Origin of the sequence: Sulfurimonas autotrophica DSM 16294, from assembly GCF_000147355.1 — a bacterium.
Taxonomy (GTDB): Bacteria; Campylobacterota; Campylobacteria; order Campylobacterales; family Sulfurimonadaceae; genus Sulfurimonas; species Sulfurimonas autotrophica.
The window spans coordinates 2016289-2029159 of record NC_014506.1; the positions used below are offsets into that span (position 1 = coordinate 2016289).

At 37.6% G+C, this 12871-nt stretch carries 11 protein-coding genes; 3 read left to right on the forward strand and 8 right to left on the reverse strand.

Annotation, left to right across the window (positions count from 1 at the left end; genetic code table 11):
- Positions 1 to 8 precede the first annotated feature (8 nt).
- Complete coding sequence (locus SAUT_RS10300) at positions 9 to 1127, forward strand: metallophosphoesterase (protein WP_013327828.1); 1119 nt, start codon at positions 9 to 11, stop codon at positions 1125 to 1127.
- Between the two features lie 10 nt (positions 1128 to 1137).
- On the opposite strand, the gene SAUT_RS10305 is transcribed toward SAUT_RS10300, so the two are convergent.
- Positions 1138 to 1416, reverse strand: a complete 279-nt coding sequence (locus tag SAUT_RS10305) for a hypothetical protein (protein WP_013327829.1) — start codon at positions 1414 to 1416, stop codon at positions 1138 to 1140.
- A 102-nt stretch (positions 1417 to 1518) separates the two neighbouring features.
- Between SAUT_RS10305 and SAUT_RS10310 the strand changes: the two genes are divergently transcribed.
- The gene (locus SAUT_RS10310; RefSeq protein ID WP_013327830.1) at positions 1519 to 3291 is read left to right on the forward strand and encodes an ABC transporter ATP-binding protein; all 1773 of its coding nucleotides are present in this window, start codon (positions 1519 to 1521) and stop codon (positions 3289 to 3291) included.
- 113 nt (positions 3292 to 3404) lie between these two features.
- Positions 3405 to 4226, forward strand: a complete 822-nt coding sequence (locus tag SAUT_RS10315; RefSeq protein WP_041675244.1) for an A/G-specific adenine glycosylase — start codon at positions 3405 to 3407, stop codon at positions 4224 to 4226.
- On the opposite strand, the gene SAUT_RS11115 is transcribed toward SAUT_RS10315, so the two are convergent.
- Genes SAUT_RS11115 through SAUT_RS10350 form a run of 7 tightly spaced genes read right to left on the reverse strand, consistent with a single transcriptional unit; the run spans position 4209 to position 12794 of the window.
- Complete coding sequence (locus tag SAUT_RS11115; protein WP_013327832.1) at positions 4209 to 6068, reverse strand: GGDEF domain-containing protein; 1860 nt, start codon at positions 6066 to 6068, stop codon at positions 4209 to 4211. The genes SAUT_RS10315 and SAUT_RS11115 overlap by 18 nt on opposite strands.
- A gap of 53 nt (positions 6069 to 6121) precedes the next feature.
- Positions 6122 to 6628: an NADH-quinone oxidoreductase subunit B family protein gene (locus tag SAUT_RS10325; RefSeq protein WP_013327833.1), complete on the reverse strand. Its 507-nt coding sequence runs from the start codon at positions 6626 to 6628 to the stop codon at positions 6122 to 6124.
- Entirely contained in the window at positions 6625 to 7992 is a 1368-nt protein-coding gene (locus tag SAUT_RS10330; protein ID WP_013327834.1) for a hydrogenase large subunit, read from the reverse strand. Before SAUT_RS10330 ends, SAUT_RS10325 begins: the two co-directional genes overlap by 4 nt.
- Positions 7989 to 9401: a proton-conducting transporter transmembrane domain-containing protein gene (locus tag SAUT_RS10335; RefSeq protein ID WP_013327835.1), complete on the reverse strand. Its 1413-nt coding sequence runs from the start codon at positions 9399 to 9401 to the stop codon at positions 7989 to 7991. The genes SAUT_RS10330 and SAUT_RS10335 overlap by 4 nt, the downstream gene beginning before the upstream one ends.
- A complete protein-coding gene (locus SAUT_RS10340; RefSeq protein WP_013327836.1) occupies positions 9394 to 9990 on the reverse strand; it encodes a hydrogenase in 597 nt (198 codons plus the stop codon). Before SAUT_RS10340 ends, SAUT_RS10335 begins: the two co-directional genes overlap by 8 nt.
- A gap of 3 nt (positions 9991 to 9993) precedes the next feature.
- Positions 9994 to 10914, reverse strand: coding sequence for a respiratory chain complex I subunit 1 family protein (locus SAUT_RS10345; RefSeq protein ID WP_013327837.1), 921 nt, complete (start codon positions 10912 to 10914; stop codon positions 9994 to 9996).
- Positions 10911 to 12794: a proton-conducting transporter transmembrane domain-containing protein gene (locus tag SAUT_RS10350; protein WP_013327838.1), complete on the reverse strand. Its 1884-nt coding sequence runs from the start codon at positions 12792 to 12794 to the stop codon at positions 10911 to 10913. Before SAUT_RS10350 ends, SAUT_RS10345 begins: the two co-directional genes overlap by 4 nt.
- Positions 12795 to 12871: the final 77 nt, after the last annotated feature.

Sequence of the window (12871 nt, forward strand, 5' to 3'; positions counted from 1 at the left end):
CATAGACAGTGAACCCTTTACTTTTCACTGTCGCACTGCTTGGAGTTTTTGCACTTTTAAATATGTATATATCAAAGCGCCTTATTGCGCATCTTGATATATCTACAAAACATAAACGTAACTTCCGCCTTTTTTTATACATCAATCTTCTAGGTATACTCTTATATGCGCTTGGAAGATACTACATAAATGTTCCGGGATGGCTTTACTTTCTTTTCAGCCTGCCCATCGGCATTCTCTTTTTACTTTTTTGCACTACTTTGGTTTATGACATTTCAAGAGTTATACTCAACTGCATTCCTCTCTCAAGTACAAGAAGAAAGTTCTTTAAACGCTCCCTTGATGCTTCCTCTTTTGCAGTAGCAAGCTCTTTGAGCCTGAGTGCTATTTATGAAGCAAAACACGTAGAAGTACAAAAAGTTAGTATCAAAATAAAAAATCTTCAAACACCATACAAAATCATGCAGATAAGTGACACTCACATCGGCGGTCTTATTGACAAAGAGTTCATCAAAAACATAGTTTTTAAAGCCAATGCCTGCAACCCTGACCTCGTCGTTATAACAGGCGATCTGGTAGACATTGACGTACAAAAAGCAGATCCTATACTTCAAGAGTTAAAAGCGCTCAAGGCAAAATACGGAACCTACTATATAGTCGGAAATCACGAGTATTTTCACAGCATAGAAAAAATCATAGCAGCAGTCAAATCTTTAGGCATAAAAGTACTTGAAAATGAAAATATCTACATCGGAGAAAAAGGCCAAGGCTTTAATCTTGCAGGCGTTTACGACCTCTTTGGCTACAGAGCAAAAAAATATCTTCCCGATATTACCAAAGCCCTGCAAAGCATACAAAATTCACCGACTGTGTTACTTGCCCATCAGCCAAGATTTTTAGAAGAAGTAGCAGGCGGGGTTGATTTAGTTTTAAGCGGACACACCCATGGCGGACAAATTTATCCATTTAGGTTTTTAGTCTCCCTGCAACAGCCCTACATCAGCGGCCTGCATCAACACACAAAAGATTTACAAATCTATGTTAACAAAGGTACAGGTTTCTGGGGTCCTCCAATGCGACTTGGCTCAAGTGCCGAAATAACAGATATTAGTATTATGCCTGCTTAATTTATCTGCATTAAATATCGTCTCTGTAAACATCCGACATATCAAAATCATTTTCCGGCTCAATAGTAGGAATAGAATCTAAATCACTTGGATCCACTTCTACAGCTGAGAGATTATAATCTTTGCCCTGATAAAACTTCTGCTCTTTTGCATATTTTTGTTCTCTTTGCATCTGTTCCTTCACATGTTTTTGTACCACATCGCTCTTTTTTTGCACTTTAATGCTATCCCCGTTTAATGCCATTACATGTAATCCTACAAGTGTAACTACCAAAAATAACTTTTTCATAATCTGTCCTTATGATAATTTTTATAATATATTATACCTGAAATATATTAAAACGTATAATTGTTAACTTTAGAGTCCTGGTTTTTGAGATATAATTCCTTTATGAATCAAAAACCTATAACCATTAAATCTATTTTCAAACTGGCATGGCATAAAAAATCTTCTCTCATTAACGGGCAGATTTTTACTGTTTTAGCCATTATAGTCAGCGTGCCTATTCCTTTGATGCTACCGATTATGGTCGATGAAGTCCTGCTTCACAAGCCTGAGTACATCGTCCCTGCCATTGACAAACTTTTAGGCAGTGGTTCTGCTTTTTATTATATTTCCCTTGTTGCTTTTGCGGTTATATTTTTACGTTTTTTATATTATTTTCTCGGAGTCCTTAGTACAAAAATATTTACTCAAATATCAAAATATGTCACGTTTATGATACGCACACGTCTTTTAAAACATCTGCAAGTCACTTCAATGAATGCCTATGAAACACTTGGAAGCGGTGCCATTACGGCGAATCTCATCACAGATGTTAATACACTTGATGCTTTTATAATGAGTAGTGCTTCGCGTTTTGTAGCCTCTGTTTTAACACTCGTAGCCGTAGGTATAGTGATGATAGTCATTAATCCGATTTTAGGTATTTTAATACTTTTTGTACAGCCGCTTATAATGTTTGTCAGCAAAAAAATGTCTGCAAAAGTCGGAGAGCTCAAAAAAGAAGAAAATCAGGCAATCTCAGAGTTTCAGGAAAATGTCGGCGAAACACTTGAGCTTTTCGGGCAGATAAAAGCCAGCAACAAAGAACAGCATTTCTTTTCAAAAGCCATAGAACAGGCGAAAAAAATTCAAGACAAATCCAATGAATTTAGCTTTAAAAGTGTTGCTTTTGAAAAGCTATCTTACACAATATTTTTAAGTGTATTTGAACTCATCCGTGCCTCAGGTCTTTTACTTGTCGCTTACAGTGATTTAAGCATCGGTATGATGTTTGCCATGTTTGGCTACATCTGGTTTATTATGACACCGGTGCAGGACATTCTCTCCATGCAGTACAGCTACGCTTCTGCCAAAGCCGCACTCGCGCGTATCAACAAAGTTCTAACGCTCAAAACAGAAACAAGCGGAGCAAAAAAGCTCGAATCAGACAGCGTTGACATAGCCTTAAAAGATTTATGTTTTACCTATGCTACAAGTGAAAAACTCATTCTTAAAGAGATTACCTTTGATGTCAGATACGGTTCTAAAATAGCACTTATCGGTGCAAGTGGAAGCGGAAAAACAACCCTTGCACAGATTATTGCCGGTTTTTATGAAAAAACATCCGGTGAGCTTAAATATAATGATATTGCCACAGAAGAGCTTGACAAACACTCAGTGCGTCAAAAAATATTTTTAGTACTGCAAATGCCTATACTTTTTAATGCTTCTTTGCGTTTTAACATTACGATGGGGCATGAAAATATAAGTGATGAAGAAATTTACAGAGCCCTTGAAATCACCCAGCTCTCAGATATGCTCAAAAATATGCCAAGCGGGCTTGAAACTATAGTCGGGCATCACGGCATCAGACTCTCAGGCGGACAGAGACAAAGACTCAGCATTGCAAGAATGATTATTGCCAATCCGAGTGTCGTTATATTTGACGAATCTACCTCTGCACTTGATGTACACACAGAAGCAAAGCTTTTTGCAGCCCTTGCGCCTCTGCTTGAGCACAAGACTGTTATTACGATTGCGCACCGTCTGAGCACCGTAAAAAATGCAGACATGATATATGTGCTGAATGAAGGCGAAATAGTCCAGCGCGGAAAACATGAAGAACTTGAAGAACAAGAAGGACACTACAGCGAATTTATTCGGGAGCAGTTGTTATAAAAAACATAACGCTGGTACAAAAAGAACTTTTAACATGGTACAACAAACATGGCAGACATGAGCTTCCTTGGCGAAAAACTGATGATATTTATCACATATATCTGAGTGAAATTATGCTCCAGCAAACCCAGGTAAATCGTGTACGAGATGAATACTACCCACAGTTTTTAGCAAAATTTCCTACGCTTGCATCACTCGCAGAAACTCCGCTTGATGATGTCTTAGCAGCTTGGAGCGGTCTAGGCTACTACTCACGTGCGAGAAACCTACACAAAACTGCACAACTCTCTCAAAAATCTCTGCCAAAGACATTTAAAGAGCTTCTTGCTTTACCTGGAATAGGTCAATACACGGCAAGTGCCATCTGTAGTTTCGGCTACGAGCAGAATGTGCCTGTGGTCGATACAAACATTGCAAGAGTACTGAAGCGGTATTTTGCTCTCTTACATGTAAAGGACAAAACAGTATGGGAGTATGCGCAAAAACTGCTCAATCATAAAGAGCCAAGAAATCATAATCTCGCCCTGATGGATTTGGGCTCTATGGTGTGCCTGCCGAAAAATCCAAAATGTGCCGAGTGCCCATTGCAAGCCAACTGTCAGGGAAAAGAAGAAGCCGAGCTCTATACACAAAAGAAGAAAAAAGAGTATGAATCTCTTGAACTCTTTTATGGTATTTTAGTCCAAGATGATAAAATAGCGCTCACTCCTGCTAGAGGAAATATGTACAAAAATATGCTTGAGCTTCCAAGTGTGGAGCCGATTGAAGAGGATTATTTGGGAAGTTTTAAACACGCTTATACAAAATACCGTTTACATGTAAAGCTCTACAAAATATATACTTGTACTGAAGTTGTTTGGGTCAGTATAGATGAACTCCATAAGGCACCTGTATCGTCTTTAACAAAAAAAGCGCTCTCAACAGTTCTCTACTAAAACGACTCTGTTTCTTCCCTTTTCCTTTGCTTCGTACAAAGCCTCATCTGCATTTTTATAAATATTTTTGACATCGCTCTTACTTACATCTGAGGAAAAGCATATACCTACAGAGATACTAATAACACCATATGGTTTATTATATAAATGTTCTATCTCTAAATCTTCTACTGCTTTACACATATTTTCTATATTTTTGAGCACTTCTTCTTTTGTTAAAGCACTACATATAAATCCAAATTCTTCACCTCCCAAACGAAAGAAAAACTCATTTGAGCGTTGTGTCAGTTCTTCAATTTTCGCGGTAATTTTTTTGAGAACCTCATCTCCGCCATCATGCCCGTAATTGTCATTATAAAGCTTAAAGTGATCTACATCCATTATGGCAAAGCAAAAGCTTTCTTGTGCCCTTTTTGCTCTGTTAAGCTCTCGCGGAAAAATAGTATTAAAATAACGTCTGTTATAAATACTTGTTAAGGCATCCTTGATGGAAAGTTCTTCATACTCATGTCTTAGCTTATACAAATCTGTAATGTCGTTAAAAGTTGCCATCACATGCATTGCATTTTCTTCATATATTTTTTTAACATACACAGAAAAATAATATTCCTGTCCTAAGTAATATATGCGAACCATTGGTTCTTTCGCCTTGAGGACATCATCTATCCATTCGCCTTCTCCGCTTGTTATAGTATCTTCATATTTTGATGGTGAAAAAAAGTGGCATATGCAATTATATTCTTGCTTAAACTCTTCTAGTGAAGCATACTCTTTGAAAAAATGAAAAAATGCTTCATTTGCCTGAATAATTTTTTTACCTGTTGAGATAATAATAATGTTCGGATTTTTTTCATACAATGTTTTAAGATACAGCTCATTTTTAGCATGAACTTGCTCAAGTTTTTTTCGCTTGCTTATCTCTTGATGTGTTCCTGAGAGTTCTAAGGCATCACCATTTTCATCTACTTTAGTAACTGCGCCTGAACTTTGAATCCATACATATTCACCATTTCTATGCAGCATGCGAAACTCAACCACATAAGGTTTTTTCTTCTTAATAGCTCTTTGTATAATAGGCATAATTCGTGTATAATCAAAAGGATGTACTCTTGATTCCCAATCACTCTCATGTTTAGAAACCTCATCTGCTTCAAGACCAAGCATCTGTAACCATCGTTCATCTACTTCATGTTCATGGGTTTGTATATTCCAATGCCAATACCCGAGCCCGGCTCCTTCAAAAGCCAAATCAAGCTTTTGAGTCTGCTCTTTGACTTTGTCCTCAAGCGTATTACTCAAACGTCTATAGCTTACACTTTTTATTGCCAAAAACCTGATTAGAAAAATAAGTGTAAATGTAAAAGTCGTAAATAAAAGGCTTACTAAAAAGAATTTCAGCCAGACACTGTTCATCCTGTCTATATAAAAAGCGGCATCCATATCAAGTGCTATGCCATCATAAAAATATTTTAGTCTCTTTGTCTTTTTGTCTATACTGTAAATATATTTACTAGGTGATTTATCTAAGTTATTTTCTGTATCATCCGTTACTGTATAGTAAAATCCGCTTTGCTGATACTTTTTTAACAATGAATGCACTAAAAGATCTGGATCAACTTTTACAAACTCATTATTTTTTTTAACATATAAATTTTTTATATTCTCTGGCAAATTTCGGATATTATTTATTTCATTATAATGACTCTGTGCCTGTTTGAGCAAATCATTTGTATAGTTTTTTTGTGCATCTACCGCTATAGAGTAAAAATATGCTTCTATAAAAACCCATACAAGCAAAATAATAATGCCAATCATAAAAAATTTATTTTTTGAGTTCTTCATATAAATATCTTATATCAAAAAAACTAAAACTTATGTTAACAAAAAAAATTAATTTATATTTTTTTCAAAAACTCCAACAGCCCCTGCATGATTTCTCTCGGACTCGGCGGGCATCCTGTTATGTGATGTGTGATTTTTAGATGCTTATTTGCAGGAGCTTTTATGGCAAAAGTTTTCTCAAACGGCGCCGCCATTACAGGACAATCCCCGAGTGTGATAACCCATTTAGGCTTGGGTATCTGCTCATACGCTTCTAGAACATGCGGTGTCATGTTGAAGGTCATCAAACCGCTGAGCAGCATCACATCCGCATGACGCGGACTCGCTACAAAGTAGATACCCAGACGCTCTAAATCATAATAGGGATTTGAGAGCGCATTACACTCTGCTTCACAGGCATTACAGCTACCGCTGTCAACCATTCTGATAGCCAGACTGCCTGCAAATTTTTTCTTGACTTTGTCTTTTATCTCTTTTTGTATGGCTTTTATGTCATCTTCAAACTCTGGGTTTTCCGTCAGTACGCCAAACTTAATGCGTTTATTCCAAAATTTCATCATAAATCATTTCCTGCATAACTTAAATCACAACTTTTATTTATCAGCGGAAAATCAGCAATAATATCATTTCGCATCATTACATGTAACACCTGCCAGTTCATAAAACTCGCATCCCGCACAAAAAAGCGTTCAATTACTCCGTCCTTTATATCTACAGCCATAAACAGCTCACCGATGGAGCTTTCAGTAAAACTCATGTACTCACCGTCTTTTACAGCCTCTGGTTCTAAAACAGTCTCATCTTCTTCAAGAAAATTATGCATCATTTTCAGTGAGTTTTTCACTTCGGCAATTCTCACTTTAAAGCGCGCGCCTACATCCCCGCTAAGCTCGCTTGCAAGTTCAAAGCCGTGTTTGAGGTAAAACTCATTCACTCTTCTGTCAACTGCCAAACCAGAGGCTCTTGCTGCGACACCCACACTGTCATATTTCACAGCTTTTTTCAAAGGAAGTACACCTGTTGTATCGAGCCTGTCCCACAAAGAAGGAATATCTATAATCCAATCTTCAAAATACTCTATGCTCTCTTGCATACTATCTAACCACTCATGCAGCGAGGCTGTATCGACAAATTTGTTTACAAAGTCAATGCCTCCAAAACCGAAACGATGCCCCGTAATCTCTTTCATTTTTCTTCGTGCATCTTCAGCCAGTTTTGAACCAAAACTGAGTGCTGCACCAAATCCGGCATCATTTGGTATAAATCCCAAATCAGTCAAATGATGAATAATTCTCTCTAACTCAAGCAAAAAAGCATGCCGTTTTTGCAAAGCTTGCGGCAACTTTTGCTGTGATGAGTGCAGCAAAATATCTCGCCAGCACATCTGATAAGCTATACTCTCATTGCCGCTTATACGCTCAATTATCGATTTTGCTTCTAGAAGCGTCTTGCCCTCAAGCATTTTCTCAACAGCGCGATATTTGTAAAAATGGCGCACCTCTTGATGGAGCATTTTTTCGCCTGCTTGAGAAAAATGAAAATGCCCCGGCTCAATAATACCTGCATGAATCGGTCCGACACTGACCTGAAAAACTCCGTCACCGCTGATGACTTCATAATCATACGGTTGAAATTCACTGAACTCAAGCTCTTGCTTGTCAAAATCTTTGCACATTGGATGCAGGTTTTTTGGAAATTGTTCTTGATGGACTAAAGGACGTTTATCAAAAGCATCTTCAACGATAATGCCGAAGTCATCCTGTATTTTTCGCTCGAACCATAAAGCCGCGGGATGCTCATGTGAAAGTGTTTTAATAATCGGTTTTTTTCTATCGACTCGCTCTATTTTCATCTCTTCATCATAAAGCGTGACTATCTCAAAAACTCTGCCTCTGTCTTTGGCATATCTGGCAATAAATCTCATGATATTCCTTTTAGATAGTTCATAACGGGAGGTGTTATCAATGCAACGAGTGCGATTGCAAAAATAACAAGTGAGAAGAGTTCACTTGTATAGACTTTTTTCTCATGTACTCCACCTTCATATTTCATAGACTGATAAACCTCTACAAATTTGTAGAATATAATTGACAATAAAATAAGCAAAATCAAAATTGCACCCATCATAGCCAGCAGATGATGCCCGTGCTTTGCGACATTTATCATCGCACCGAAACCGTAAATTTCACTAAAGAACATCGGACTAGGCGGAAGGGAAATAACAGCAAGCAAAAACAGAGAGACCAAAAACCAAAAGAGTGTTCCTTTTTTTCCTCTGTACCCCTTTAATGCTCCCGCAATTCTGTACTTTCCGTTTGATTCAAGCACACCGGTTGAAAGAAAGAGTGCCGGTTTTAAAAAGGCATGCGCGCCAAAATGAAGCAGTGCGGCAAATGTTCCGCCGCTGACCCAAAAAAGAGCAATAAGCGCCATGTGTTCTACACCGCTGAGACTAAATAAACGCATAAAATCTTTTGTGCGAAAAATCAAAAAACTGACTATAAAAATAGTCAGAATCGTATAAATAAATACAAAAGTAAAGAGATGGTCGTAATTGACTTCCATCGCAATTTTGCTAAAACGAAAAAAACCTATAATGACGGCTGATTCTAAAATACCGCTAAAAAGCGCTGCAACAGGATAAAAAGAAGCCCTTTCAATATTTGCAAGCCACAAATTCATAGGAAAAAATCCCATTTTTACAAACATTCCAACACTCACAACCGCAAAACCGATTTCAAAAAGGAAAGGAGATTTTATCTCTTTTGCATGGGCTAAAAGCAGGTTGAAGTTCATAGCATCTTCCCCCAGAATCGGCTTGGCACTTGCATAAATTAAAATAATGCCAAAAAGTATAAAAGAAATGGCAATCGCTCCGACTATCATGTAATTCCATGCCTCTTTATGGGCTGCGTTGGAGTGGTTTGTTTTTATCATATACACAGTTGAGAGCGTAGCGAGTTCAAGCCCTATCCAGTAAATACCCATATGATTTGAAAGAATGGAAAAAATAAGCCCTACCCAGAATATGGCAAAAAATCTGTAAAATCTTCTGTAAGCATTTTTTGAGACTTCTACATGCTTGTCCAAAGTCATCAAAGCCAGTGCAACACCGATGCCTACGATACTGGATACAAAAAGAACATAAGCATTTAAATCATCTACTACAAGATAATCCCCAAGCAGATGAAATGGTTTTGGCAGTCTTAAAAGCTGGGCACTCGGCAATAAAATTAAAAAAGATATAAAAGCAAGCGGTTTATGTGTTTTCTCACTTTGTATAAATGAAAGAGAGAATATTATCAGTGCTGGAAGAAGTAATAGCTCAAGCATTTTTCATCCCCTCGCGGCTAAACAAAAGGTTTATAACGACAATAGCCATCAAAAGATCAAAAAATATACCCAGTTCAACAAGCATAGGCATTCCGTCCGTTGCCGTAATTCCAAGTAAAAAGAGTGAATTTTCCATACTTAAAAAACCGATGATTTTGGGTGTGACATTTTTATGCTCCATCATCAGTAACAGTGATAAAAATAGAGATGAGATGCTAATCGCCACATAATTAGAGTTATTTGCTATCATATTTGTAATGGGCTCTGCCAGATAAAATGTAAAAACCAAAATCGCAGGAATAAGCATAATGGCATACTGCACTTTTATCTCAGGCTGAATTTGCCGTACAAAATGAAACTTTTGAGAAAAACTTTTTAAGAAGTAAGGAATGCCTATAGCTTTTATAACTATTGTAGCGACACCTGTTATAAGCATTGCATTATCCTGCAGTTTCATGCCGATAAGCAGTGCCAAAACACCCAAAGTAAATGAATTAAACGAGTACCACATCAACAGTCGGTAAAGCCTTGTTGTAAAAAGAGCCGTTATAAGCGAAGCCAAAAACAGACCTATAAAAAAATCAACCATTTGCTACGCTCCCAATACATAAAATGTTATTAATGATAAAAATGCAAATACTATGGAAATACCCAGCAGATTTGGCACTTTAAAAAGTCTTAATTTTGCAGTATTAACCTCCAATATTGCTACAGCTACAGCCACTCCAAAAAGTTTTGCTATAAAAACAACAATTGCAACAGGCGCGGAATATTCCAGCCCGAAAGGAATAAACAAAGAAACAAAAAGTGATGCAAAAATCACAAACTTTACAGAAGCCGCCGTCTCGATAATGGCTAAATAAATACCGCTTAAATCAAGTATCATCGCTTCATGCACCATGGTAAGTTCCAAGTGTGTTTCAGGATTATCCACGGGAATACGCCCGTTTTCTGCTATGAGAAGTATAAAAAAACTGATGCCGGCGAATAAAAAACTTGCCATATGCTCTTTTGGAAAGTGCTCTGCCAGATTGACACCTGCCTGGCCTACACCCAAATCTCCCGCCATCATAGAGACACTAAATACCGTCAAAACCATGGCAGGCTCTACAAGAGCAGATATAAAAGCCTCGCGAGAACTTCCCATACCGCCAAAGGCTGAGGCACTGTCAAGCCCCAGAAGCATAAGAAAAAATGTTGAGAGTGAAATAAGCCCTGTAATCGTAAAAGCATCCACAAAACTTACATAAAAAGCTCCATGCACAACAGGCGGTAAGAAAAACATTGTCACAAGCAGAGGCGAAAGGACCAAAAAAGGCGCATAAGTCGTGATAGAACTCGTCTCCTGCGAAATAATCGTCTCTTTTTGCATAAGCTTTGAAAAGTTTCTATAGCCCTGAAACACAGAACTCGGACGCTTGAAAAGCAGCACCATTTTTAAAGATTTTATAAAAGAGAGCAGCAACGGTGCGAGTAGAAGCAAGACTGCTATAGTTGTTAAATATATAATCATTTTTTATCTCCGATAATAAGAACTTTTATAGAAATAATTACCACAATGAGTTCTAAAGTAAAAGTCGCCCAAGAAAATTCATGTAAAAAGATTCTATAGCTGAAAAGCACTAAAAGCATCAAGTTAAATATCATAGCGGCATAACGTGTTTTTTCAAAATGTGCCAGACGATAAACCCAGTAACTCACACTGTTTGTCAGTTTTTTACTGCTTTCATACAATGAAGCCTCAAAAAGAGGCTTTACATGTACTTCATAATTTGAATCGCTGAACTTTGTTTCATGTTCGCCGATATTTTCTTTATGAAAATGTTCATTTGACTTATAAAGCCAGTTAAAAAATCGGCGTATCGGTCCTGCAAAACCTGTTGCAGAGTATTGTGTTTTTGCAGATGTTTTATAGCCGCAGCCCCATGTATGATAGACTCTTGTCTTTACATGTAACACTTTGTAGGCAAAGAGTAAAAGCAGTGTTACACCAAGTAAAGAGGCAAGGAGTATAAGAGGTGAGACAACTCCGCCGTGAACGGCAACAGAGTGCATATTCCAAATACCGTGCGGAAACATTTTTGCATAAACGGAAATATGATGCAGACTCACTAAAGTTTTGTCAAACCATGAAATATAAAACGGCGTAAAAAGCATCAGTGAAATAACTACAAGTGACATTAAAATCATCCCTGATTTCATCAAAAAGTTTACCTCTTTGGCATGCTTGGCATTTTTACTTCTATGAAGTCCCAAAAATGTTATGCCGTATGCTTTAACAAAACAGGCAATGGCTAAACCACCTGTAATTGCAAGTGCAAAAATCGCAAAAGGAATGGCAAGCTTGAGACTCATGTCTGCTATATTGTACGAGCCGAGCATAGATTGAAAAATCATCCACTCACTCAAAAAACCGTTACTCGGCGGCAGTGCGGAAATACTGATAGATGCTAACAAAAATGTCAGTGCAGTAACAGGCATCGACTTAATCAAACCGCCGTATTTTTCTATATTTTTTGTATGTGTCTGATGCAACACACTCCCTGCTCCCATAAAAAGCAGAGATTTAAAGCTCATATGGTTAAAGACATGAAAAAGTGCGGCTATAAAAGCAAAAGTGCTGAGTGTTTTAAGTCCAAGCGAGTCAAATATCATGCCCATACCGAAGCCTATAAGAATAATGCCTATATTTTCTATGGAATGATTTGCCAACAGTGCTTTTATATCATGCTCGCTCAAAGCATATAAAACACCGACAATTGAAGAAATCGAGCCAATAACCAAGACAACAATACCCCACTCTAGCGGCCAGGGATAAAGCACATCAAATAAAAATCGTGCAAACCCGTAAATGGCAACTTTTAGCATTACTCCGCTCATAAGAGCCGACACAGGAGAGGGTGCAGCAGGATGGGCATATGGCAGCCATACATGAAAAGGCACAGCGCCCGCCTTGCTTAAAAAACCAAAAACAAGCATAAAAAAAAGCAGTGTCGGGTATTTAAATGCAGCAGCTATATTTTTCATATCTTCAAAGCTGATATCGAGATTTCCGTTTGTTGCTATAAGAAAAAACAGCAGTAAAAACACAAAACCGAAATGTGTCATAAAAAAGTAAAAACGAGCTGCTTTTATGGTCTCTTTATCTTCTACTTCCGTTAAAATAAGCTGCCAGCTCGTCAGGCTCATCAACTCCCAAAAAAAGAGAAAAACAAGCGCATTACCTGCAACAACAACACCGAGCATCGAGATAATAAAAGCAAAATAGTGTACTTGATAATGCGTTTTTCTTTGAATATGCGGGAGATATCCAAAAGAGTAAAAAAGATTTGGAATTGCACCTAAAAGAATAAGTGCAACAAAAATAAGTGACAATGTATCAAAGAGAAACATTTTTTTAACAACTCCAGAGAAAATTTCTAATGGAGGGCTGTTGTAAATGAGAAAAAAGCAGTCCTGAATTATTTGAT

Coding starts and splice junctions, on each gene's coding strand:
- SAUT_RS10330 (WP_013327834.1), bottom strand. CDS start 7,992: ATGAGATTTATTGCCAGATATGCCAAAGACAGAGGCAGAGTTTTTGAG.
- SAUT_RS10340 (WP_013327836.1), bottom strand. CDS start 9,990: ATGGTTGATTTTTTTATAGGTCTGTTTTTGGCTTCGCTTATAACGGCT.
- SAUT_RS10315 (WP_041675244.1), top strand. CDS start 3,405: ATGCTCCAGCAAACCCAGGTAAATCGTGTACGAGATGAATACTACCCA.
- SAUT_RS10305 (WP_013327829.1), bottom strand. CDS start 1,416: ATGAAAAAGTTATTTTTGGTAGTTACACTTGTAGGATTACATGTAATG.
- SAUT_RS10335 (WP_013327835.1), bottom strand. CDS start 9,401: ATGCTTGAGCTATTACTTCTTCCAGCACTGATAATATTCTCTCTTTCA.
- SAUT_RS10350 (WP_013327838.1), bottom strand. CDS start 12,794: ATGTTTCTCTTTGATACATTGTCACTTATTTTTGTTGCACTTATTCTT.
- SAUT_RS10345 (WP_013327837.1), bottom strand. CDS start 10,914: ATGATTATATATTTAACAACTATAGCAGTCTTGCTTCTACTCGCACCG.
- SAUT_RS10325 (WP_013327833.1), bottom strand. CDS start 6,628: ATGATGAAATTTTGGAATAAACGCATTAAGTTTGGCGTACTGACGGAA.
- SAUT_RS11115 (WP_013327832.1), bottom strand. CDS start 6,068: ATGAAGAACTCAAAAAATAAATTTTTTATGATTGGCATTATTATTTTG.
- SAUT_RS10310 (WP_013327830.1), top strand. CDS start 1,519: ATGAATCAAAAACCTATAACCATTAAATCTATTTTCAAACTGGCATGG.